The 20,880-nt window shown below is 59.9% G+C and carries 19 protein-coding genes and 2 pseudogenes; 11 read left to right on the top strand and 10 right to left on the bottom strand.

Annotated elements, in window-relative coordinates; all coding sequences use genetic code 11:
* Positions 1-87: 87 nt before the first annotated feature.
* Positions 88-804: a class I SAM-dependent methyltransferase gene (locus tag ASD95_RS09295; protein WP_056727419.1), complete on the top strand. Its 717-nt coding sequence runs from the start codon at positions 88-90 to the stop codon at positions 802-804.
* A 130-nt stretch (positions 805-934) separates the two neighbouring features.
* On the opposite strand, the gene ASD95_RS09290 is transcribed toward ASD95_RS09295, so the two are convergent.
* A complete protein-coding gene (locus tag ASD95_RS09290) occupies positions 935-1,774 on the bottom strand; it encodes a 5'-nucleotidase, lipoprotein e(P4) family (RefSeq protein WP_056727417.1) in 840 nt (279 codons plus the stop codon).
* Between the two features lie 169 nt (positions 1,775-1,943).
* A complete protein-coding gene (locus ASD95_RS29350) occupies positions 1,944-2,252 on the bottom strand; it encodes a hypothetical protein (protein ID WP_056727415.1) in 309 nt (102 codons plus the stop codon).
* Between the two features lie 291 nt (positions 2,253-2,543).
* Here ASD95_RS29350 and ASD95_RS09280 point away from each other — a divergent pair, with 291 nt between their 5' ends.
* Positions 2,544-2,996 (top strand): cupin domain-containing protein, encoded by a 453-nt coding sequence (locus tag ASD95_RS09280; RefSeq protein ID WP_056727414.1) that lies wholly within the window; start codon positions 2,544-2,546, stop codon positions 2,994-2,996.
* A 13-nt stretch (positions 2,997-3,009) separates the two neighbouring features.
* Here ASD95_RS09280 and ASD95_RS09275 read toward each other — a convergent pair whose 3' ends face one another.
* Entirely contained in the window at positions 3,010-3,897 is an 888-nt protein-coding gene (locus ASD95_RS09275; RefSeq protein WP_056727412.1) for a LysR family transcriptional regulator, read from the bottom strand.
* A 215-nt stretch (positions 3,898-4,112) separates the two neighbouring features.
* Here ASD95_RS09275 and ASD95_RS09270 point away from each other — a divergent pair, with 215 nt between their 5' ends.
* The 6 genes from ASD95_RS09270 to ASD95_RS29710 all read left to right on the top strand — a co-directional run bounded on the left by ASD95_RS09270 (position 4,113) and on the right by ASD95_RS29710 (position 11,103).
* Positions 4,113-5,513: an MFS transporter gene (locus ASD95_RS09270; protein ID WP_056727410.1), complete on the top strand. Its 1,401-nt coding sequence runs from the start codon at positions 4,113-4,115 to the stop codon at positions 5,511-5,513.
* A gap of 157 nt (positions 5,514-5,670) precedes the next feature.
* Positions 5,671-7,674: an aminotransferase class I/II-fold pyridoxal phosphate-dependent enzyme gene (locus ASD95_RS30130; RefSeq protein WP_056727409.1), complete on the top strand. Its 2,004-nt coding sequence runs from the start codon at positions 5,671-5,673 to the stop codon at positions 7,672-7,674.
* Positions 7,675-7,701: 27 nt separating this feature from the next.
* Positions 7,702-8,484 (top strand): transporter substrate-binding domain-containing protein, encoded by a 783-nt coding sequence (locus tag ASD95_RS09260; RefSeq protein WP_056727407.1) that lies wholly within the window; start codon positions 7,702-7,704, stop codon positions 8,482-8,484.
* Positions 8,485-8,668: 184 nt separating this feature from the next.
* Positions 8,669-9,382 carry an ABC transporter permease gene (locus ASD95_RS09255; protein ID WP_056727405.1) on the top strand — a complete coding sequence of 238 codons (714 nt, stop codon included), beginning with the start codon at positions 8,669-8,671 and terminating at the stop codon, positions 9,380-9,382.
* 18 nt (positions 9,383-9,400) lie between these two features.
* Positions 9,401-10,099: an ABC transporter permease gene (locus ASD95_RS09250; RefSeq protein ID WP_056727404.1), complete on the top strand. Its 699-nt coding sequence runs from the start codon at positions 9,401-9,403 to the stop codon at positions 10,097-10,099.
* On the top strand, positions 10,099-11,103 hold the full coding sequence (locus ASD95_RS29710; protein WP_056727402.1) for a DMT family transporter: 1,005 nt from the start codon (positions 10,099-10,101) through the stop codon (positions 11,101-11,103). The genes ASD95_RS09250 and ASD95_RS29710 overlap by 1 nt, the downstream gene beginning before the upstream one ends.
* On the opposite strand, the pseudogene ASD95_RS28525 reads toward ASD95_RS29710, so the two are convergent.
* Positions 11,059-11,544, bottom strand: a pseudogene (locus ASD95_RS28525) (TetR family transcriptional regulator C-terminal domain-containing protein); the annotation flags it as partial. The gene ASD95_RS29710 and the pseudogene ASD95_RS28525 overlap by 45 nt on opposite strands.
* 171 nt (positions 11,545-11,715) lie before the next feature.
* On the opposite strand from ASD95_RS28525, the gene ASD95_RS09235 reads away from it, so the two are divergent.
* Positions 11,716-12,732 carry a M14 family zinc carboxypeptidase gene (locus ASD95_RS09235; protein WP_056727399.1) on the top strand — a complete coding sequence of 339 codons (1,017 nt, stop codon included), beginning with the start codon at positions 11,716-11,718 and terminating at the stop codon, positions 12,730-12,732.
* Between the two features lie 198 nt (positions 12,733-12,930).
* Here ASD95_RS09235 and ASD95_RS09230 read toward each other — a convergent pair whose 3' ends face one another.
* Together ASD95_RS09230 and ASD95_RS09225 are read right to left on the bottom strand one after the other, a co-directional pair.
* Positions 12,931-13,290: a DUF6124 family protein gene (locus ASD95_RS09230; protein WP_056727397.1), complete on the bottom strand. Its 360-nt coding sequence runs from the start codon at positions 13,288-13,290 to the stop codon at positions 12,931-12,933.
* Positions 13,291-13,683: 393 nt separating this feature from the next.
* Positions 13,684-14,052 (bottom strand): type 1 fimbrial protein, encoded by a 369-nt coding sequence (locus ASD95_RS09225; protein WP_056727396.1) that lies wholly within the window; start codon positions 14,050-14,052, stop codon positions 13,684-13,686.
* A 263-nt stretch (positions 14,053-14,315) separates the two neighbouring features.
* Between ASD95_RS09225 and ASD95_RS09220 the strand changes: the two genes are divergently transcribed.
* The gene (locus ASD95_RS09220) at positions 14,316-14,774 is read left to right on the top strand and encodes an HvfA family oxazolone/thioamide-modified RiPP metallophore (protein WP_056727394.1); all 459 of its coding nucleotides are present in this window, start codon (positions 14,316-14,318) and stop codon (positions 14,772-14,774) included.
* Between the two features lie 214 nt (positions 14,775-14,988).
* On the opposite strand, the pseudogene ASD95_RS29705 reads toward ASD95_RS09220, so the two are convergent.
* A pseudogene (locus ASD95_RS29705) lies at positions 14,989-15,081 on the bottom strand (LysR family transcriptional regulator); the annotation flags it as partial.
* 261 nt (positions 15,082-15,342) lie between these two features.
* Here ASD95_RS29705 and ASD95_RS09215 point away from each other — a divergent pair.
* Positions 15,343-16,149, top strand: a complete 807-nt coding sequence (locus ASD95_RS09215; protein WP_056727392.1) for a lytic transglycosylase domain-containing protein — start codon at positions 15,343-15,345, stop codon at positions 16,147-16,149.
* A 66-nt stretch (positions 16,150-16,215) separates the two neighbouring features.
* On the opposite strand, the gene ASD95_RS09210 is transcribed toward ASD95_RS09215, so the two are convergent.
* The 3 genes from ASD95_RS09210 to ASD95_RS09200 form a co-directional block, all read right to left on the bottom strand.
* Positions 16,216-17,670: a TrkH family potassium uptake protein gene (locus tag ASD95_RS09210; protein ID WP_056727391.1), complete on the bottom strand. Its 1,455-nt coding sequence runs from the start codon at positions 17,668-17,670 to the stop codon at positions 16,216-16,218.
* A gap of 256 nt (positions 17,671-17,926) precedes the next feature.
* Entirely contained in the window at positions 17,927-19,378 is a 1,452-nt protein-coding gene (locus tag ASD95_RS09205; protein WP_411741806.1) for a DUF1254 domain-containing protein, read from the bottom strand.
* 516 nt (positions 19,379-19,894) lie between these two features.
* Positions 19,895-20,788, bottom strand: coding sequence for a LysR family transcriptional regulator (locus tag ASD95_RS09200; protein ID WP_056727388.1), 894 nt, complete (start codon positions 20,786-20,788; stop codon positions 19,895-19,897).
* Positions 20,789-20,880: the final 92 nt, after the last annotated feature.

Here is a 20,880-nt window from a genome sequence, read left to right as displayed (position 1 = left end):
TCGACAGGAATTCAATATATGAAATTAATGAATTTCTATTATCGCTGTTTATGACCTAAGTTGATTCAAGGACATGGAGAACCGCCCTTGAAATCATTAACACTCAACTCAGCTGAAAAGTTCGATAACACACGGGCCAATGAGTACGGACGACAGAGCCGAATTGCACTGGCAGGTTATGACGCCTGTCAGGACTTGGTGGCGTGCATGCTCGCGGCAAGCCTTGGAAATATGGGCTCGGCAAAAATACTGGTAGTCGGCGCTGGCGGTACGGCGCAGGAGATAATCGCGATGGCCAGGCTTGAGCCGGGCTGGCATTTCACCGCAGTTGATCCATCTGAGCCGATGCTTGAAACCGCGAAACAGCAGTTAGCCGTAAACAACGTGCTCGAAAGAACGGACCTGCATCTGGGGCACGTTGAAGACTTGGCGGCAGATGAGTCCTACGACGCAGCCACTTTGATCGGTGTACTCCATCATCTCGACGGGAATGATGCCAAAGGACAAATTTTACGATCCATTCGGGCTCGTCTGAAACCGGGGGCTGCGCTGATTGTCGCCGGCAATCAATATGCCTATGCCAGCCAGCCGTTACTCCTCGCTGCCTGGGGGCAACGCTGGCGGCAGCACGGAGCCAGCCCGGATGAAGTGAAGGTCAAGCTTGGTAAAATTCTTCAAGGAGCTGACCCTCCACATTCTGAGGCGGCGGTGCAGAAGCTTTTGCATGACGCGGGTTTTGGGGACGCTACGCGTTTTTTCAGCAGCCTGTTCTGGGGTGCTTGGTTGACGTGTAAATCAGTCTGAACAGCGATGTGATAGGCCGTTTCTGGCCGATTATGGCTGTCGCGACCGAGAAAAAGTGAGAAAACCCGTCTCGTTATGGGGGCGAAACGATGGTTGTCGCCCCCTGAAGCCTTGACCAGACCTAGCCCTGTTATTGCTTAAGCTGCCAGGCTGTAGAGCCGGCCGCGGCCTTGAACTTCGCGCGGTTTTCCGGCGTGGCCGGTGGTTCCGAGTCGCCAAAAATCGCTTTGAGCCAGTGGCCATCGGTCGGGTTCGGGAAGATGATGAACTTGCGACCGAACTGCTCCTTATCTTCGATCATGAGGCTATTGCGTTGTTTAACGTCAGCAACGTAGTACTTGCGCTTGAAGTCGTTGAGGTTGTCACCCAGCATCACCACGACATCGTAATCCTTGGCGATCTCTGATTGACGTGGCTCCTTGTTGGAGCTTTCACGATAAACCGTCAGGTGTTTATCATCGGCAAACGGAAGATTGTTTTTCCGAAGATTCGCCAAAGCGTATTCGAAGGTTTTTTCGCCCTGGTCACGGCTGGTGACGTAAAAAACCTCAACACCCTTTGATTGCGCATAGTTCAAGAAATCCACCGCGCCAGGCGTGGCAACCGGACCATTGTCGGCCACCCATTTATCCCATGCGGCGTCGTCGAAAAACTCTTTGTCGGCATTGATCATATAGCCCCAATAGCTGTTGCTACTGAGCACGGTGTCGTCGACATCGCTGATGATCGCTAACGGTCGGTCACCCGCTTTGTGGGCCTGGAGGGCTCGATCCAGCTGCATTCTTGCTACGTTGAACCCTTGATAATAAAGCGCTTCAAACTCGGCGGCGGTTTGCTTCCAGGCAACGGCAGCCGTTAAAAGATTTGAAGGTGGGCTGGCGACGTCCTCGGCAAAGCTGGGAGTCCCATGAAGCATCAGCAGAGAGAGGAACAAGGGGGAGATTAGGATTTTCTTTGTTTTTATTTTCACATTCGAGCCCTTAGAACACGGATTGAACAACTGTGGCAAATGCTGCCAAGGTGTTCTATATCAGCCCGTGTTTGAGCTCAATGCGGGTGTCGCATTTCTAGATCATTCGGGCGTAATTCCTGTCATTTATCTGTAATAAATTCGCAATGAGCTGAGTTCAGCACCCGTGTCAGGAATACTTGCGAGTGACCGAACGAGCGCTTTTTGGCCGATTCTGTTGAAAAAGTCGGTTCTTCCAGATCGTCTGCATACTGACCGCTGACAATGCCTTTTTTTGCGCGCCGCTACGCGAAATCTGAGCCGGGAGTCCTCCGCTCAATGCAAAGATTTTAATCTCAAGCGTGTACTTTTCTACCGTGAAAACCATGGCCGACTTTTCAACAGAATCGGCCGATCCGTGCTGCTCGACCCAGTTCGACAGTTCCAGGATGGCAGCTTCCAGGGCGAGCAGGGAAGGGAGTAGGTCAGAGTTTGGCATCGCGAATTCTCCGTGGAGATTTCAACGTAGCAACGGGCAATAGTGCATGAAGGGACTGGTGTTCGGTCGGCAGGACGCCGGAGAGGGGGTACGCAGACATAAAGCTGTCATTGATGGTATGCCCTCGGCTGTGGGTTTGTATCCGCAGGTATCCGCAACGCCCGCCGTTACCCGGGCATACAAAACCGCCGTTTCCCGACACCCGGGCGATACACGGCGGCCTTCCAATGGAACCACCGGCATCGCGCCACTTTCGGCGCGACCTGGCGTGGTTCAATTGGAGGAAAGACAATGTTGCGTACCCACACCCGTCACACCCTCGGCAAGCTTGGTCTGGTCCTGGCCGCCGCCGGGCTCGCCACCTTCGCGGGTTTCTCTCAAGCCCAGGAAGCTCAGCCGGCCCCGGCGATGAAAAGCTGGCAGCAGGGCCTGCATCGCACCGACCTCGTACGTGAAGACTTGGGCGCCGCCAACCGCGAAGTCCTTCAGGTGCTCGTGGACTTCGATCCGGGCGTGACGTCGCCCAGACATGCTCACCCCGGTGTCGAGGTGGCGCACGTGATCAGCGGCACCTTCGAGTATCAACTGGAAGGGCGGGCACCGGTGACGCTCAAGGCCGGTGATTCGTTGTACATCCCCGAAGGCGTTGCCCATGTGGCGAAGAACGTGGGCCAGGGCAAGGCCTCGGAGCTGGCGACCTACATCGTGAACAAAGGCGAGCCGCTGCTGATCCTGAAGGAGTAGGCGGGCTACCGGGTCATTGCGAACTGCAAACCTCCCACACACAACCGCGCAGCCAGCGATGCGCCGGGTCGGCATCCATGCGCGGGTGCCACAGCATCGAAACCGTGATCGCCGGCGTGGGGAACGGCAGGGCAAAGCAGTGCATCCCCTGGCACAGGTTGCCGACGTGCCGCTGCGGTACGCTGGCGACCAGATCTGAAGCCCGCGCCAATGCAATCGCCGAAGAGAAGCCGGCGACAATGGTGGCGATGTCGCGCCTCAGTCCCAGCTCGTTCAAGGCGTCGTCCATGACGCCTTTTTCGTGGCCCCGGCGCGAGACCAGGATGTGCCGGGCGGCGGCATAACGGACCGCTGTCATCTCGCCGCGAGCCAGTGGATGGCCCTTGCGCACGACGCCCACGAACCGGTCGCGAAACAGCATCCGGGTCCGCACTTCCGGGCTGGTGGATTCGCCGATCACACCGGTTTCCAGGTCCACAGAACCTTCGCGCAGCAGGGTGCTGTCCTTGTTCAGCTTCTGCACGAAACTCAGGCGCACACCAGGTGCGTCCTGATGGAGGCGGGCGATCAGGGGCGGTCCGAAATTTTCCACGAAGCCATCGCTGGTGCGCAGGGTGAAGGTGCGCACCAGTTGGTTGAGGTCCAGTGCCTCGGCGGGGCGCAGCACGGCTTCGGCGTCCTGTACCAACAGGCCGACGCGCTCACGCAGCTCCAGCGCCCGGGGCGTGGGAACCAGTCCGCGCCCGGCCCGCACCAGCAGCGGATCGCCGGTGGTTTCGCGCAACCGCGCCAGCGCCCGGCTCATGGCCGACGGGCTCAGGCGCAAACGCTTTGCCGCGCGGGCCACGCTGCCTTCTTCGAGCAAGACGTTCAGGGTGATCAACAGATTCAGATCGGGCATCGAATCAATTCCTGTGGGAGCGGGCTTGCTCGCGAAAGCGGTGTGTCAGCCAACGTTAATGGTGAAGCTGACGGCCTCTTCGCGAGCAAGCCCGCTCCCACACTGGGTTGTGGGTAGGTGGCGTTATATGCATGTATACAGTGCAAATGCTGCGTCTTCCGCCATGTTATGGCCAGGCTTAGGCTCGGGACAACCATTTGCGGAGTCGCGAGAAAATGAAGTCCATATCGATCCGGGGCGCCTTGGCCAGCCTGTCGTTATCCATGCTGCTGTCGTCCCTGGGCACCAGCATTGCCAGCGTGGGTTTACCGACATTGGCCGAGGCGTTTTCAGCGTCGTTCCAGGCCGTGCAGTGGGTGGTGCTCGCCTACTTGCTGAGCATCACCGCGCTGATCGTCAGCATCGGCCGGCTCGGCGACCTTCTGGGGCGGCGGCGCTTGCTGCTGATCGGCATTGCGCTGTTCACCGTCGCCTCGCTCCTGTGCGCCCTGGCGCCCAATCTGTGGCTGCTGATTGCCGCCCGGGCCTTACAGGGCGTCGGCGCGGCCACCATGATGGCGCTGACCATGGCGCTGGTGAGCGGGGCGGTGCCCAAGGAAAAAATGGGCAGCGCGATGGGCGTGCTCGGCACGATGTCGGCGATTGGCACCTCGCTCGGCCCGACCCTTGGAGGTTTTTTGATTGCCAATCTGGGGTGGCAGGCAATTTTTCTGGTTAATGTGCCGGTGGGTGTTTTGGCGATGGGGCTCACGCTCTACTTTTTGCCGAGTGATCGCAGTGAGAAGAGGGCGGATCGAGCGGGCTTCGATGTGCCCGGCACGCTGGTGCTGGTTCTGATGCTGCTGGCTTATGCACTGGCGATGACCCTTGGGCGTGGCACCCTGGGGCCGCTGAACATGACGCTGTTGCTGGCGACGGTTTTCGGGCTGGGCGTGTTTGTATTCGTCGAGCACACGGCCGAGTCGCCTCTGGTTCGATTGACGATATTCCGTAACTCGCAGATGAGCGCGGGATTGGTCATGAGCATGCTGGTGACCACCGTGGTCATGGCGACCATGGTGGTAGGGCCGTTTTACCTCACTGGCGCACTGGCGTTGGATGCAGCGAGTGTCGGGCTGGTGATGTCGACGGGGCCGTTGGTGGCGGCGCTGGCAGGCGTGCCGGCGGGCCGGTGGGTCGATCGTTTGGGCACGTATCGAGCCTGCACGACTGGATTGATCGCCATGTTGACCGGCGCTTGTATCCTGCCGGCCTTGCCAATGACGTTCGGTGTGCCCGGCTACATCGTGCCGCTGGCTGTCATTACCGCCGGTTATGCGCTGTTCCAGGCGGCCAACAATACCGCCGTCATGCTGGAAATCGAGTCGCGGCAACGTGGTGTGGTGTCCGGATTGCTCGGCTTGTCGCGCAATCTCGGATTGATCACGGGCGCCTCGGTCATGGGCGCGGTGTTCGCCTTCGGCACGGCCAGCGGCGATATCCTGCAGGCGCAACCCGAGGCCATCGCGCAGGGGATGCGGTTGACGTTTGCGGTGGCTGCGGGGCTGATTCTCGTGGCCCTGGTGCTGGGCGCGATCAGCAAAATCGTTTCACGTCGCTTGATTGCGCCGTGCTGAAAAACGGCGCGACTGTCGTGAAAACGACCTGTTTGCGCTGAACGCGAAGCCTTGCGAGTTTTCTATTGAACGAGTGTTCAGTCTGGACTATGTTGGGGGCCACCTTCCCCCGGCTGGTTGCGGGCTTGCGTTTCTTCAATTCGAACGAGGCACTGGCATGCGGTTTTCACCCTTTGTTGAACGGATCAGTGGCCAAGGCGTTGCCGCCTGGGATATCCACTACGCGGCCAGCGCGGCACAGCGCAAAGGCGAGGACGTGATCATCCTCAGCGTCGGCGACCCGGATTTCCCCACCCCCGATTTCATTACCGATGCCGCGATCCACGCCTTGCGTGAAGGCGATACCCACTACACCGAAATCGCCGGTCGCCAGGCCTTGCGCGAGGCCATTGCCGGCCGCTACAGCCAACTGATCGACCGCGAACTGCAGGCGTCCAACGTCATTCTCACGGCCGGTGCGCAGAACGCCTTGTTCGCCACCTCGATGTGCCTGCTCGGTGCCGGCGACGAAGTGATTGCCTTCGATCCGATGTACGTCACCTACGAAGCCACGCTCAAGGCGTCCGGCGCCACGCTGGTGCGGGTGCCCTGTGCGGCGGACTCGGGTTTCCGCCTCGATGCCGCCGTGCTGGCCAAAGCCATCACCCCGCGCACCCGGGCGATTTTCTTCTCCAACCCGAACAACCCCACTGGGGTGGTACTGGGGCGCGAAGAGCTGCAAGCCATCGCCGAACTCGCCATCGCCCATGACCTGTGGGTGGTGGTGGACGAGGTCTATGAGAGCCTCGCCTACGAGCGTGAACACTTGAGCCTGGCGGCGTTGCCGGGCATGGCCGAGCGCTGCGTGGTGATCGGCAGCCTGTCCAAATCCCATGCCATGACCGGTTGGCGCATCGGCTGGGTCGTGGCCAATGAAGCCCTGGTCAATCATGTCGAAACCCTGGTGCTGAGCATGCTGTACGGCTTGCCCGGGTTTGTCATGGAAGCGGCGCTCAAGGCCGTGCAGTCCCATGACGACGTCACCCACGGCATGCGCGAGATCTATCGTCGGCGCCGCGACCTGGTGGTATCTGGCCTGGCGGATTGCCCGGGCATTAGCGTGCTCAACCCTGATGCCGGCATGTTCGTGCTGGTGGACGTGCGCGGCACCGGCCTGACCTCGCTGGAGTTCGCCTGGCGCCTGCTGCGCGAGGCCGGTGTCTCGGTGCTCGATGCGGCGGCATTCGGTGAGCCGGCCCAGGGGTTTGTACGGCTGTCGTTCACCTTGAGTGACGAGCGCCTGGCCCAGGCCTGCCAGCGCATTCGCGGCTTCGTCCAGGTGCTCAACGGTGAAGCGCCGCGGCCGGTGATCGGCACGGTGACCAGCACCGCCACCGTCGAACCGGTCGCCGCCAAGACCATGATCGAGGTCGATGGCCTGCACAAACGCTTCGGCAATATCGAAGTGCTCAAGGGCGTTTCCCTGACCGCCCGCGAGGGCGACGTGATCTCCCTGATCGGTGCCAGCGGCTCGGGTAAAAGTACCTTGCTGCGCTGCATCAACATGCTCGAAGTGCCGGACCAGGGGCGCATCCTGGTCGATGGCGAAAGCATTCACCTCAACCAGAATCGTCCCGGCGCTCCGCTGGTGTCGGACGCCAAACAGCTGGTGCGCATCCGTTCCAGCCTGGGCATGGTGTTCCAGAACTTCAACCTCTGGCCCCATCGCACGGTGCTGGAAAACCTTATCGAAGCGCCGACCCAGGTCCTGCGTGAAAGCCGTGCGGAGGCCACAGAGCGGGCCGAAGCCCTGCTCGAACGCGTAGGTCTTGCGGCCAAGCGCAACGAGTACCCGGCGTTTCTCTCCGGGGGACAGCAACAACGGGTGGCCATCGCCCGGGCCCTGGCCATGCGGCCCAAGGTCATGCTGTTCGATGAACCCACCTCGGCACTCGACCCGGAACTGGTCGGGGAAGTGCTGCGGGTGATCCGCTCCCTCGCCGAAGAAGGCCGGACCATGATCCTGGTGACTCATGAAATGGCTTTCGCACGCGATGTCTCATCCAAAGTCGCCTTTTTGCATCAAGGGCTGATCGAGGAAACCGGTTCGCCGGACGAAGTGTTCGTACACCCACGCAGCGAGCGTTGCCGACAATTCGTCAACGCTCATCAGACTCGCTAACTCATCATAAAAAGACGGGAAAACAACATGGGAAATCGACGTTTTGCAAACTGGTTGACCGGTGCGGCCTGCGTAATGCTGGTCGGCATGAGTGCTGCTCATGCGCAACCGATCAGGTTCGCGGTGGCAGCGGAACCCTATCCGCCGTACACCGAAAAACAGGCCAACGGCGTGTGGAAAGGTTTTGAAGTCGACCTGATCCACAAGCTATGCAGCGAAATGAAAGCCGAGTGCGAGATCAAGGAAGTGGCGTGGGACGGCATCATTCCATCGTTGCTGGCGAAGAAGATCGACGTGATTTTCTCGTCAATGTCGGTGACCGAGGAGCGGGAAAAACAGATCGCCTTCAGCAAGGCTTATTACGACTCGGTGATTGCCGTCGTCGGCCCGAAAGAAGCATCGGTGAAGAAATACCCGGATGACCTCAAGGGCAAGATCATCGGCGTGCAGAACTCGACCGTGAGCGCCAGCTACCTGAAGACCTACTACGAAAAAATTGCCGACGTTAAGTACTACGACACCCAGGACTCGGCCAACGCCGACCTGATTGCCGGGCGCATCGACCTGATGATGGCCGACGGCACCGCCATGGCCGCGTTCATCAAAACCCCGGATGCCAAGGACCTGGCCTACCTCGGCACCGTGCCTTATGACCCGATCTTCGGCAAAGGCGTTGGCGCTGGTTTGCGCAAGGACGACACCGAACTCAAGGCCAAACTGGACAAGGCCATCCAGGAATTGTTGGCGAGCAAGGACTACGACGAGTTGTCCCAGAGCTACTTCGGCACCAGCGTGAAGCCTGCGTTCTGATGGCTGGCTAAACGCAAGTCCTGAGGAAAAGCAGATCCCTGTGGGAGCGAGCTTGCTCGCGATAGCGGTTGTTCAGTCACCATTGATGTTGACTGGCATGGCCTCATCGTCGGAACGCCGCCCGGAGCAAGCTCGCTCCCACAGGATCCGGCGGTGTGTTCACGACCGCATACTGGAGACTGAAATGCCGGCAATGTTCGATCTGATCAATTTCACCGAGCAGGGATGGGGCAGTGCGCTGTTGAAGGGTCTCTGGATGACCCTGCAGATTTCCGCCGGGGCCTTTGTGCTCGGGCTGGCCATCGGGCTGGTGGTGGCGTGCCTCAAGCTTGGCGCGCCGAAGCCGATTGCAGCGCTGATGCGTGGCTACACCACCTTGTTCCGGGCTGTTCCGGAGTTGCTGCTGATTCTGTTGCTGTACTACGTCGGCTCCATGCTCCTCAATTCGCTGATGACCCATCTCGGCTACGGCGTGGTCGATGTCAGCGGTCCGCTGGCGGCCATCGTGGTGCTGGGGCTGGTGCAGGGCGCCTACGCCTCGGAGATTTTCCGCGCGGCGATCCAGGCGATTCCCTTCGGCCAGATCGAAGCGGCCAAGGCGTTCGGCCTCAACGGTTTCGGCCTGTTCCGCCGGGTCACGCTGCCGATCATGGCGCCCTATGCCATGGCCGGGATGGCCAACCTGTGGATCAACCTGATCAAGGACAGTGCACTGATCAGCGTGGTCGGCACCAACGAGTTGCTATACACCGCCAAGCAAGGCGCGGGGTCGACGCGCCACTATCTGTTGTTCTACCTCACGGCTGCGGCGCTGTATTACGCAGTGACTCTGGTGTCCAACTACCTTTCGGGACGGTTGGAGCGACGCATTCGTCGCTGGATGCCTCTTGTTGACTGAACCGGCAGAGAGAATGAAATGATTCCAGCGTGGATAGTTGAATACGCGGCACTATTGGGCCGGGGGCTGCAAACCACCCTCACGATTTTGTTGATCGCCAGTGTGTTGGGTTATGGCCTGGCGGTGTTGGTGGCGCTGGCGCGGATCTCGAAAAACAAGGTGATCGCCAAGGTCAGCCTGTTCTACACCAGCGTCACCCGCGGCACGCCGTTGCTGATCCAGATCTACATTTTCTACTACGGCCTGGGCAGTCTGTTTGCCCAGTTCCCGCTGATTCGCGGCAGTTTCCTCTGGCCGTACCTGCGCGATGGTTACTGGTACATCGTGTTTGCCCTGGTGGTGTCGGTGGGGGCTTATGTTGGCGAAGTGATTCGCGGTGGCCTGCTGGCGGTGCCCAAGGGTGAAATGGAAGCGGCGTCGGCCTTCGGCATGACGGCGCGCCAGTCCTTGCTGCGGGTGCGATTGCCCCGGGCGATGCGCCTGCTGTTACCGACCCTGGCCGGGGAAACCGTGATGCTGCTCAAGTCCACGGCGCTGGCCTCGACCATCGCCGTGATCGATCTGCTCGGCGCCGCCAACGTGGTCCGCGCACAAACCCTGCAAGTGTACGAACCCTTGTTGCTGGTGGCCGGCGTCTACGTCTGCCTGACGTTCCTGATCGAGGCGCTGTTTGCCTTTGCCGAGCGGCGCGGGACGCCCGTACGCAGGTCGGCCTGATGAGTTCTCCAACCGTTGACCGCTCGCTGCAAGGCATCGGCCTGTGCACTTTGGGCTATGCGTTCCTGGCGTTGCAGGATGCGGTCATCAAGTGGCTGGTGGCCGACTATTCGGTGGTTACCATTCTGTTCTGGCGCGCCGCGGTGGTGGTCGTGGCGGTGCTGCTGGCGGGGCGCCTGCGCCTGATCCAGCGGGCCTGGCGCTCGCCGAGCCGGCGTCTGCTGGTGGTGCGCGGGTTGCTGTCGATTGTCGCCTGGGTGCTGTACTACACGGCGGCCCGGGACCTGACCCTGGCCGAGATGACCACCCTGTATTTTTCCGCGCCGATCATGGTCACGGTGCTGGCGGCGGTGATTCTCAAGGAGCGCGCCGGCGGCTGGCAGTGGTTCAGCCTGATCATCGGTTTTGTCGGGGTGGTCATTGCCTGTCGTCCCGACAACATGACCGATCCGTTGCCGATCGTCCTGACCCTGCTGGCGGCGATGTGTTGGGCATTCACCTATATCCAGCTGCGTCAGGTGGATGAGCAGACCTCGGTGCTGGAGCAGATGCTGATCACCAACGTGGTGTTCGTGATTTGCATGGCGGTCGCCTTGCCCTGGACCCACACGCCATCACCGACGCCGGCCTGGCTGGGCATGCTCGGCGCCGGCCTGGTGGGCGGCATCGGTCAGTTCCTGTTGTTCGCCAGCTTCCGCCGCGCCACCGCGACCTTGCTCGCGCCGTTCGAATACACCGGGCTGATCTGGGCGTTTGCGCTGTCGAGCCTGATCTGGGGCACGCTGATGGACATGTCGCTGATGATCGGCGCCGGGTTGATCGCGGTCAGCGGCACCCTGGCGATGATCTTCGGCCGGCACCCGTCACAGGACGTCGTCGGTGCTGAATGCTCCGTGACGCAACCCCTTTATCCAGCAACGGCAGATGTGCAGGCCGTTGGCGGCGCTGAAGGTCTCGGGGTTCAGGCACCACTCGAGCCAGAGACCGTCGAGCATCGCCGATAAGCCGATGGCGGCCAGGCGCGTGTCGTGAATCACGAAACCTTCGCTGGCGGCCAGCCCGTCGAGCAACTGGCGGATCAGGTCGAGGTAGGCGCGGTAGCTTTTTTCGTGGGACTGGCTGACGTGTTCGGAGTGACGGATCAGGCTCCAGAACACCACCCACACGCCGAGCAGTTTCGGGTCCATGACCCTGGGCGAGAACGAGCCTTCCAGGAAAGCATCGATCTTTTGCGCCGGTGTCTGGGCCTGTTCGATTTCCTGGAGCAGGGCGGTGGTCAGTTCGCTGGCGAGCCGCTGGTAGGTGTCGGCGATCAGTGCCTCGATGCTGCCGAAGTGATGGTTGAGCAACCCCACGGAGACCCCGGCCTCGGTAGCAATACGCCGCACGGAAATCCCGGCGTGACCGTCGCGGCCCAGGCAGCGCAGGGTGGCGGCCACCAGCATTTCGCGACGGTCTTCGGGTTCGGCGCGGCGGTTTTTCGGGGCATCGGTTGTCACAAGGCTGTCCTTGGGTGAGGTTCCACGATGCCGAGCTTAGTTGAACGTCTGTTCAATCACCAGCTTCGGCAGCAGCGATACAACGTTTTTCAAGGTTCATGACGGGAGTGAAAGCCAATGCCGCAGGATATTTCGTTCAGTGTTCGCAACAACAACGGTGACGCCGTGCGGGTCGGTGCCTGGCGCTATGCAGGCGACGGCAGCGGGCCAAACGTACACCTGCAGGCCGGCGTACATGCCGATGAAATCGCCGGGATGCTGGTCCTGCACCTGCTGATGCAACGGCTGCAAAACGCCGAGGCCCAGGGCCGGCTCAAAGGCAACATCACCGTGGTGCCGCAGGCCAATCCGCTGGGCATCGGGCAGTTTCGCCAAGGGCGGATCCTCGGCCGTTATCACGACGCCACCGGGCAAAACTTCAACCGCGCGTTCGACCAGTCGGCAGCCATGGAACGACCTTCGACCTGCGTCCAGCAATGGCAAAAGCAACTGGTGCAACTGGCTGCCCCGGCCGATGTGATGCTCGACCTGCACACCGATGACGAGGCCTTGCCGTACCTCTACGTGCACCGCAGCTTCTGGCCCCGTGGCCGCGAACTGGCGGCGGCGATGAAGATGGACGTGGCGATCATCTGGGATGACGGTGGCGATGGCTCCTTCGAGGAAACCATCATTGCCCCGTGGATACGCGACGGAGCCACTGCGGGGCGCATGGCGGCGACCCTGGAGTTGCGCGGGCAGGGCGATGTCAGCGATCGTTTTGCCGAGTCGGATGCCGAAGGGTTGTACAACTGGCTGTGCGGTTGCGCTGTCATCGATGAATCAGTGGCGCCCACGGACTGGCCCGTCGAAGCCGTGGAAATGGGCCACATGGAAACCATCATCGCCCCGCAACCCGGCGTGCTGATCTTCGAAAAAGAACTGGGGGATTTCGTCGAGGAAGGCCAGCGCTTTGCACGGATTCTCGGGCGCCCGGGCGACCCGTCCACCGAAGTGGTGCTGCACGCCGAACAAGCGGGGCGCCTGGTGACGCGCTATCGCGATCGCCTGATCCCCCAGGGCATGGGCGTGGCGAAATTCACTGGTAGCCGGGTGTCGAGAAACTGGAGTGGCGGGTTGCTGGACCCGAACTAGAGATGGCCCAGCCAACATCAAACACACAAAACCTGTGGCGAGGGAGCTTGTCGGAACGCTGCACCGTCCCGCTGGGTCGCGTAGCGGCCCCCCGCTTTTCTTCAGTCAGACGGTGCAGTCAGGTTTTGCGACGGCTTCGCCGCCGAGCGGGGGCAATGCCCCTCGCCACGGGGGGAGTGTTAGTCACAGATTCAGTGTTTATGTGGGCGGGTCGATTTGGTCCAGCACCCGATTCGCCGTGATCTCCGCCAGCATCACACTGTTGGAAATCCCCAGCAGGGCATTGCGTGATCCGCCGTCCAGATGATCCACCAGCTGATGCACCATCACATCGACCGAGGCCAGCGTTTCGACCAGATAAACCACCAGGGTTTCGGTCGTGGCTTCGGGGTCAACGGTAAACAGGTGACTAGGTCTGCGCGGCGTGGCTTTGATGTCGGCAGTCGACGGGAAGTGGAAGGCGAGTGCGCGTTCGGCGGCCTCGTTGAGCGTTTTTGAATCGGGTTCGTATGGGGATGTCGGATCGGTGTCCGGCGGGTTGGGGGTGACCTTGAACATGGCTGTCTCCGCTTCATGGTTGAAGCTGCCACGTTCGTTTCCAGGCGAAGAGGTGGCAGCTGTACGCAGGCTGGAAACCCGGGGAAACGGCAACCCGGTAGACCCGAAGGTCTCCCGCGCACAGCCGCCATAACGGAGTGCACACTTAAAAGCGCGCAAGCATAGGTTATGAAGGGCGCAGTTGCGCCATTTTCATTTCGGGGTTTCCAGACCCGACCACTGATGGGCAGTGGCGCGGAAACGATAGAGACCAGGGGCAGGGCGCACAAGCCGGCGGATTCTGGCGTAACCGTAGGCAACGACGCAAGGTCTTGTAGCTCTCAGGAAATAACCTACAGCCTCTTTAAACAAGTGCTATTGCTCAGATGCAGACGCTCTGCGCGCACCCCGTGATCAAGGCATGCTGAGGGTAACCAGATAGTCTCCGGAACGGATCGGTAAGCCTGCGTCATCCATCAACACAAACCGTTGATCGTAATATCGGCTCTCCCGACCACTGTCAGCGAACAGTTTTACGTTGACGCTGGCTTGACCGACAGCGCTCACACTGGCGGTTGGCGCGATGCTGTTTGCCTCAATCCCCATCGCACGACTCTGGGCAGGGCATTGGTAAAGTCCGAATGTGCCATCCGTCCCCACGCGTGACTGACAGCCCGGCTCGACAATGCTGCCTTGAAACCTGATGGTGCCCGGCGCCGCCAGGCACGCACCACTGAGGGCGAACAAAAGACTCAATCCCGCTGCCATACGTTTGCCGTTCATGCCTGACGCTCCTTGATTTGTAAGGTCTAGGTCGTCAACGAAGGGTAGTCGCTTGAGGCTTTTGTTGTATCGCCGTGTATCAAGGCACCACATCTTCGTACAGCCATACAAAACCAGCGCTTCACGGATACAGCCGGGATACACCACCGAGGCCAAATAGACCTGGCAAAGCGAGGTGCACAACGCACCCCGCAACCAGGTTTATCAACCCTTGTGGTACGACCAATAACGGTCCCGCCGCGCAAATGATCCGGAGTATCAACATGTCTCGTATCCAGTCGAACAAAACCCGTATTGGCCTGATCGCTGTTGCACTGGTCGGCGGTATCAACTTCACGTCCTCCGCGTTTTCCGCCGAGGCCTTGCCTCAGGGCTATCAACTGGCTTCCGCGGAGAAGACCAGCGAAGGCAAGTGTGGCGAAGGCAAGTGCGGTGCCGAAGCCAGCGCGCAAAAGACCCAGGCCGAGGGCAAGTGCGGTGAAGGCAAGTGCGGCGATGCATCTTTTGCGCGTACCGACGCCGATCATGACGGCCGCGTGTCGCTGAAGGAACTGCTGGCGGTAGCGCCCAAGGGCACTGAGGAATTCAAGGCGATGGACACCAACGGCGACGGCTTCCTTTCCGAAGGTGAGGTGTACAAGTTCCGCACCAACCAGTTCACCTCCAATGGCAAGAAAGTGCCGACCGAGTTGTTTACCAAGTTGAGCCAGGCTAAAGACTGATTAGCCGCAAACAAAAAAACCTTCCTGCGGTGATACGCAGGAAGGGTTTTTTGCGTGGGCAGTACTGGTTTGGTTGTCAGGCGCGAAATTGCATTCCGCTTGACCACCGATTGCATCGGATTTGACCCGCAGGCTTTGTAATCATGACCGGCAGAGAACGGCCAGAAGGAGACATTCGTTTGCGTCGGGATGCCCCCTATCCAGTCGTCAGGCATTAAGCACTGTTGAGATGGTCGCGTATGAACTCGATGAACCGCTGGGTCTTCGCAGGAAGCAGCGGTTTTTCGGTCAGTGCGTAGACCGAGATGCCAGTGCGACTACGACCAGATGTGCCACATCCTAGAAGGCAGCCTGCGCCTGACCGATGCGGACGGCGTGGCGAAGACCTTCGGGCCTGCGCCTCGCCTGGGAACGCCGCCACCCCATACGTCAACGCAAGTTCCAAAGCCGGTTACAAGGGGTATAACTATCAGAACAAAAGGCGGGTCACGCAGAATGGGCCCTCCGAAGGTAGCGCCCGGGCCAGGTGCCCCAGGCCCGATCGGCGCCTGCGGCGCGGAGCGATGTGATGAGATCCAGAACATGGCGATGGGCTCGCAAGAGCCTTCTTGGCTGCATCGAGCTGGCCTTGCTGGTCGCTCCTCTGTGCGCCAGCGCCATGTTCAAGTGCCAAGCCAGGGACGGCGCCATCAGCTACACCAGCCAAGCCATCGCCAGCGCCCGTTGCACTCGCCTCAATGGCATGGCGGGCGCCGGTGTCGGCGCCAAGGCAATGGCCCTGCCACGGGTTGTGCGGGACGACGACTCAGGCGCGGTGCGGATTCGGGTGTTCACCTTCATCCACAAGGGTACTCGTCAATATGTGAGCCGGCGCCCCGTCGGTATCTCCGCACGGGTCGATGTCCTTGAGCTCTATTACATCAAGGGCTGCTATCTGTGCATGGCGCCGAAGGATTTCAAGGTCGCCTCACTGCGCCTGGACACCCTTTCCTATCGGCGGGAGATCGAAGCCGCTTCGGGTCATTATGGTGTCGACAGGGCGCTGGTCCGCGCAGTGATACATGCCGAATCGGCGTTTCGCCCCAACGCCATTTCCGAAGCCGGCGCCCAGGGGCTGATGCAGTTGATGCCCGCCACCGCCCAGCGCTTCGCCGTGGACGATCCGTTCGACGCACGACAGAACATTCGTGGCGGCGTGCGCTACCTGGCCTGGCTGCTCAAGCGCTTCAACGGCAACCAGGTGCTGGCTTTGGCAGGTTACAACGCCGGCGAAGCGTCCGTGGTCGAGTACAACGGGGTGCCTCCCTACGCCGAGACGCAATCCTACGTCACCCTCGTGCAATCCTTGACCGAACGCTATCGCAACCATCGCTAGGTAAGTATCGACAAGCTGATTTTCGTCCCGCATGTAGCTTGTAGTCTCAGCCCTCGACTAGCTGGGTCAATATCTCCAGAAAACTGGAGTTACGAGTACCAACACAGTCAGGATTTCCAACCTTCCTAGAAGCATTCCAACTGTGAGCAGCCATTTGGCGGCATCCGGTAATGATGAGAAATTACCGGCCGGCCCAATGATTGCGCCAAGACCCGGTCCGACGTTACACACCGCCGTAGCGGCACCGCTCAACGCGGTTGTCCAATCAAGCCCAATGAGAGCCAGGCCCAAAGCGATGGCGGCAATCGTGATGGTGAAGAAAAACGAGAAGGTCAAAAGCGAGCGCACGATCTCCTCATCGATGGGATGGCCGTTGTATTTTTTCTGAATCACCGCTCGAGGATGGATCAACTGCTTCAAGCTGCTGACCAGTAGAGCGCCAGCCACCTGAAAACGGAAGATTTTAAGACCGCCTGCCGTTGAGCCGGAACAGCCACCGATGAAGGTCAGATAGAAAAACAGCAAGACAGCGAAGCTGCCCCACAAGGTGTAGTCGCCAACCGCAATTCCGGTGGTCGTGACGACCGAAGTCACATTGACCGCCACGATACGAAACGCATCCCACCATCCGTAATCGCTGTGAAAACATAACCAGGTACCCACAGCCAGCGATGTGACGAGCAAGAATCCAATGAATCCGCGGACCTGGTGGTCCTTGATCAGCGCACGCCGATTGCCCCGCAATGTCGCGACGTACAAGGTGAACGGCAGGCTGCCCAGAATCATGATGACTACCGCCACCCAGTGAATCGCTGGTTGCGTCCAATGCCCAAGGGAAGCGTCCGAAGTTGAGAACCCTCCGGTAGAGATTAACGACATTGCATGGTTGACCGCTTCAAATGGCGTCATTCCAGCGAGCCAGAGCGCCAGAGCTCCAAACCCGGTAAGCCCCAGATAGAGCAAAAGAATGTACTTGGCTGCCACATGGGAACGCGGTGTCACTTTCTCCGACCAATCGGAGGACTCTGTCTGGAACAGACGCATGCCGCCTACTCGCAACAGTGGAAGGATCGCCACAGCCATGCCGATAAAACCGATGCCGCCCAACCAATGCAGCATGGAGCGCCATATCAACAAGCCGGGAGATGAGGTATCCAGACCGGTGAGTACCGTCGAACCAGTGGTTGTGATGCCAGACATCGTTTCGAAGAATGCGTCGGTGTAGCTGATTTGGCTAATGAACACCATTGGTAACGCTGCGAAGGTGCACACGACTACCCAGCTTCCGGTAGTCAGCAAGTACATGTCCCTGGGACGAAGTTGGCCAGTATCCGGGCGTCCCCGCACGATCAACAGGAGGCCACAGATGAAGGTAATCAAACTCGACCAGAGAAAGGCCGACAGATCGTCGCTACGCTCATAGGCCACCAGTGTGATCATGGGAATAGCCATGCTTATGGCCAGCGTGATCAGAAAAATGCCCAGGATGAAGCCGATAAGCCGAATTGCTGCGAGGGACATGACAATAGCGTTCCAAATTAACACCGCGCAGTATTAGATACCCAACCTGAAGACCCCGTAAATTTTGCGTAAAGCTTCTACGGGCAACCCCATAGGCTGCGTGCGTGAACGGGCTTTATCGGGTGGAATTCTGCCGGTCAGGACAGGCAGAAACCGGCCAATAGCAGCCCTTCATGTTCGGCTGCTATTGGCGAAAACGCAGGACTGGCCGACACCTGCCCACGGCGGGTGTCGGCAATGGGCCGCAAGAGGCGAACTACTTCGAGACCACCAGCGCCGGTGGCTGCCAGCTGCCTTCGCCGGCGGGAAGAATCGAAGGCGGTGCGGTCTTCGGCCAGTAGAGGCGCATCACCAGAAAGACCGTGTCGTCGGGCGCGGGCAACCAGTTGGCTTCCTTAGCCTTGCCGGGGGAATCTTTCTGAATGTACAGCGTCAGTGAACCATCCGTGTTTTTCTTCATCGCCGACAGCATCGGCGAGTTGATCAGGTAACGGTTGAGCGGATTTTTGATCAGCAGCTGGCTCTTGCCGTCGTACATGGTCACCGACCAGAAGGCATTGACTGGCGGCAGTTTGCCGGCCGGGAAAGTCAGCGTGTAGTTGCGCTTGCCGGTATCCAGCGTCTGGCCAGTGCCGTCGGTGCGCGTGTTGGGATACATCGCCTCGACGGCATCGTTGCCGTAGAGACCGCCTTTCGCGGCACCGGCACGCTTCAACCAGTCGGCCTTGTAGAACGTTTGGTCGCCGAAGTACGCGCCGACGTTCCAGCCGTTGATTATCTTCGTCCCACTCGCGAGGAACTTGTCGACCTTCTGGTCACCGGCCTTCATCCCGAGCAGGACCACGGCCTTGTGCTCGAGCGAGAGATCCTTAAATTCGAAGGTGCGACCGGGTCCCACCCCGATGCTCGCCAGCTTGGCCCGGATCTCCTGGTCGTCAGCCGATGGCGGCACATACTCCATCGCGGCCGACAGGTACTCGAAGAAGTTGGCCTTGATGCCTTCCGTCGTAGCCGGGACAAAATCAATCTTCGGCGCAGCCGGTGGCGCGGGTTGATGGAGGAAGGCGGACAGCGGCTGGACCTTGTAGCCCGCTTGCACCTTCTCGACATTCGGCATGTCCTTGGCGTTGTAGAGCTGAGTCCGAATGGCGCTCACGGCGAAGGGAGTGGTCGAGGTGAAGACTTTTTTGATACCGGGAGGAGGCACGCCTTTCCAGTCGGGACCGACCACCATGTAGTCGCCTGGCTCGTTGCCGGTGGTACGGCTGCCGATGTAACCATAGTTGTAAGTGTTGCCGTCGATCATCTGCACCGAGTAGTAACGCCGCTTGTCCACTGCCGGCACCGAGATCACCATCGGCTCCGCGCGCAGGTCCAGCCAGACAAACGAATAAGGGGTGTCGCTGTTCGGAGTGATGATGGCCGTGTCTTGGTAGGTGAAGACGCGAGGCTCGTTCTTGATCTGGTTGAACGGCGCCTTGTATTGCGGGCCGCCCTTGTCCACAGCATATTCGTGCATTACGGCGTAGTTCATGACCAGCGGTAAGCCGTAAATAAAGCCTTCCTCGGCGATTGCCTTGGTCTGCTCCAGACTTGGCGCGGGTACGCCTTTGGTCACATCCGTCTTGTCTGCCTGCGTGATCGGGTCGTTCTTGCTCGCACACCCCGCAAAAAGCGTTGAACCCACTACGACGAATGCCGCAGCCATTGACCAGCCCCGGTTAAACTTCCTGTTCATTTCTACCTCGTTAGTTTTGAGCAAGCTGGCACCGTGAGCGTTCATGGTCACGGTGAAATAATTTGAATACTTCTTGTGGCGAAGCGTCTACTCACGCGCTCAGGGAGTGTAGATCACAATAAGCCAGCATCACCTTGCGCAACTGAGCAACTCCGATTCAATTCCGTAATACTTACGCGCTGCCGTTACGGACCATCTGGCTTCTAGACGGCCAATCGTGATCAGCAGCCAAAAAGCGGATAGTCAGAGATTCACTTTAGAGGCCCGCCAAAGCCCGCTATGGGTCGATTTCTGCCTATCGTGACAGGCAGAAACCGGCCAAAAGCGGTCTTTCACGACGGCCATTTAAGACGTGCGGACGACCCATCAATGCCAGAGTTCGCGATTGTTCCAGTAAGGCAAGCCACCTATTGATAGTGCACCCAAAAAAGTGTTTTGGTCACTTCAACATCACGAGTACCCGGAAATATCAGCTTACGCCTCCGCTTACATCCGGTGATGTTCCAGCAAGAAGTCCACGAACAATCGCACCCGCGCCGGCATTGCCGCCCCGCCGACGAACACCGCATGAATCGGTTCCTGGTCCCCGGGGTTCCAGGCTTCCAACAGCGGAATCAGGTCGCCGCGCTGCAGATCCTCGCTCACGCTGAACTCACCGATACGTGCAATGCCGGCACCTACTCGCGCGAGTTGTGCCAGCGCTTCACCACTGCTGCATTCGATGTTGCCGCTGACCTTCAGGGAAAACTCTTTTCCATCGCGGATGAACGGCCAGTTGGGTTCGGCACGCCGAAAGTTGAAGCGCAGGCAGTTGTGCTGTAGCAGGTCTTCCGGTTCCTGGGGGATGCCGTGGCTCTGCAGATACTCGGGCGATGCCACCACTACCTGGCCGGTGTCGCCGATCCTGCGCGCGGTCAGCGGGCTGTCGGGCAGATGGCCAAAGCGGACCGCGACGTCGGCCTGCCCGCCGAGAATGTCGACCACTTCGTCGCCGAGGGTGAGGTCGACGACGATGTTCGGGTAACGGGCGCTGAATGCTGCGACCAAAGGAACGATGGCCAGCCGCCCATGGCCAAGGGCGGCACTGACCCGCAATCGCCCCCTGGGTACGCCCTGGTCGGCGATGGCTTCTTCGACCTCGTCCATGTCGGCCAGGATACGCCGGGCGCCGCGCAGGAACGCTTCGCCCTCGGCAGTGAAGGTGATCGCTCGGGTGGTGCGCAACAGCAGGCGGGTGCCAAGACGTTGCTCGGTACGCGCGATGATCCGACTGACTGCCGAGGGTGTCAGGCCCAGTGCACGCGCGGCGGCCGACAGGCTGCCTTCCTGCGCCACGGTGATGAACACGCTCATTTCACCTGACCTGCCGTTGAAATCCACTTGTGCCTCCTGCGCAAAGGTGATTGCCAAAAATGCTATCTACCACCTGAAAAGACTGGATCGTAGCATTAGCGGCATAGATAAGGAGCCTT

The sequence above is a fragment of the Pseudomonas sp. Root71 genome (genome assembly GCF_001429045.1).
In the GTDB taxonomy this organism is placed as follows: Bacteria; Pseudomonadota; Gammaproteobacteria; order Pseudomonadales; family Pseudomonadaceae; genus Aquipseudomonas; species Aquipseudomonas monachiensis.
The sequence above is the reverse complement of the archived record's forward strand: the minus strand, read 5'-3'. Positions and strand labels throughout refer to the sequence as shown.

Coding starts and splice junctions, on each gene's coding strand:
- ASD95_RS29350 (WP_056727415.1), bottom strand. CDS start 2,252: ATGCCAAACTCTGACCTACTCCCTTCCCTGCTCGCCCTGGAAGCTGCC.
- ASD95_RS09225 (WP_056727396.1), bottom strand. CDS start 14,052: ATGAACGGCAAACGTATGGCAGCGGGATTGAGTCTTTTGTTCGCCCTC.
- ASD95_RS09275 (WP_056727412.1), bottom strand. CDS start 3,897: ATGCCCGATCTGAATCTGTTGATCACCCTGAACGTCTTGCTCGAAGAA.
- ASD95_RS09205 (WP_411741806.1), bottom strand. CDS start 19,378: ATGGCTGCGGCATTCGTCGTAGTGGGTTCAACGCTTTTTGCGGGGTGT.
- ASD95_RS09270 (WP_056727410.1), top strand. CDS start 4,113: ATGAAGTCCATATCGATCCGGGGCGCCTTGGCCAGCCTGTCGTTATCC.
- ASD95_RS09210 (WP_056727391.1), bottom strand. CDS start 17,670: ATGTCCCTCGCAGCAATTCGGCTTATCGGCTTCATCCTGGGCATTTTT.
- ASD95_RS09220 (WP_056727394.1), top strand. CDS start 14,316: ATGTCTCGTATCCAGTCGAACAAAACCCGTATTGGCCTGATCGCTGTT.
- ASD95_RS09250 (WP_056727404.1), top strand. CDS start 9,401: ATGATTCCAGCGTGGATAGTTGAATACGCGGCACTATTGGGCCGGGGG.
- ASD95_RS09260 (WP_056727407.1), top strand. CDS start 7,702: ATGGGAAATCGACGTTTTGCAAACTGGTTGACCGGTGCGGCCTGCGTA.
- ASD95_RS09280 (WP_056727414.1), top strand. CDS start 2,544: ATGTTGCGTACCCACACCCGTCACACCCTCGGCAAGCTTGGTCTGGTC.
- ASD95_RS09255 (WP_056727405.1), top strand. CDS start 8,669: ATGCCGGCAATGTTCGATCTGATCAATTTCACCGAGCAGGGATGGGGC.
- ASD95_RS09230 (WP_056727397.1), bottom strand. CDS start 13,290: ATGTTCAAGGTCACCCCCAACCCGCCGGACACCGATCCGACATCCCCA.
- ASD95_RS30130 (WP_056727409.1), top strand. CDS start 5,671: ATGCGGTTTTCACCCTTTGTTGAACGGATCAGTGGCCAAGGCGTTGCC.
- ASD95_RS09215 (WP_056727392.1), top strand. CDS start 15,343: ATGAGATCCAGAACATGGCGATGGGCTCGCAAGAGCCTTCTTGGCTGC.
- ASD95_RS09235 (WP_056727399.1), top strand. CDS start 11,716: ATGCCGCAGGATATTTCGTTCAGTGTTCGCAACAACAACGGTGACGCC.
- ASD95_RS29710 (WP_056727402.1), top strand. CDS start 10,099: ATGAGTTCTCCAACCGTTGACCGCTCGCTGCAAGGCATCGGCCTGTGC.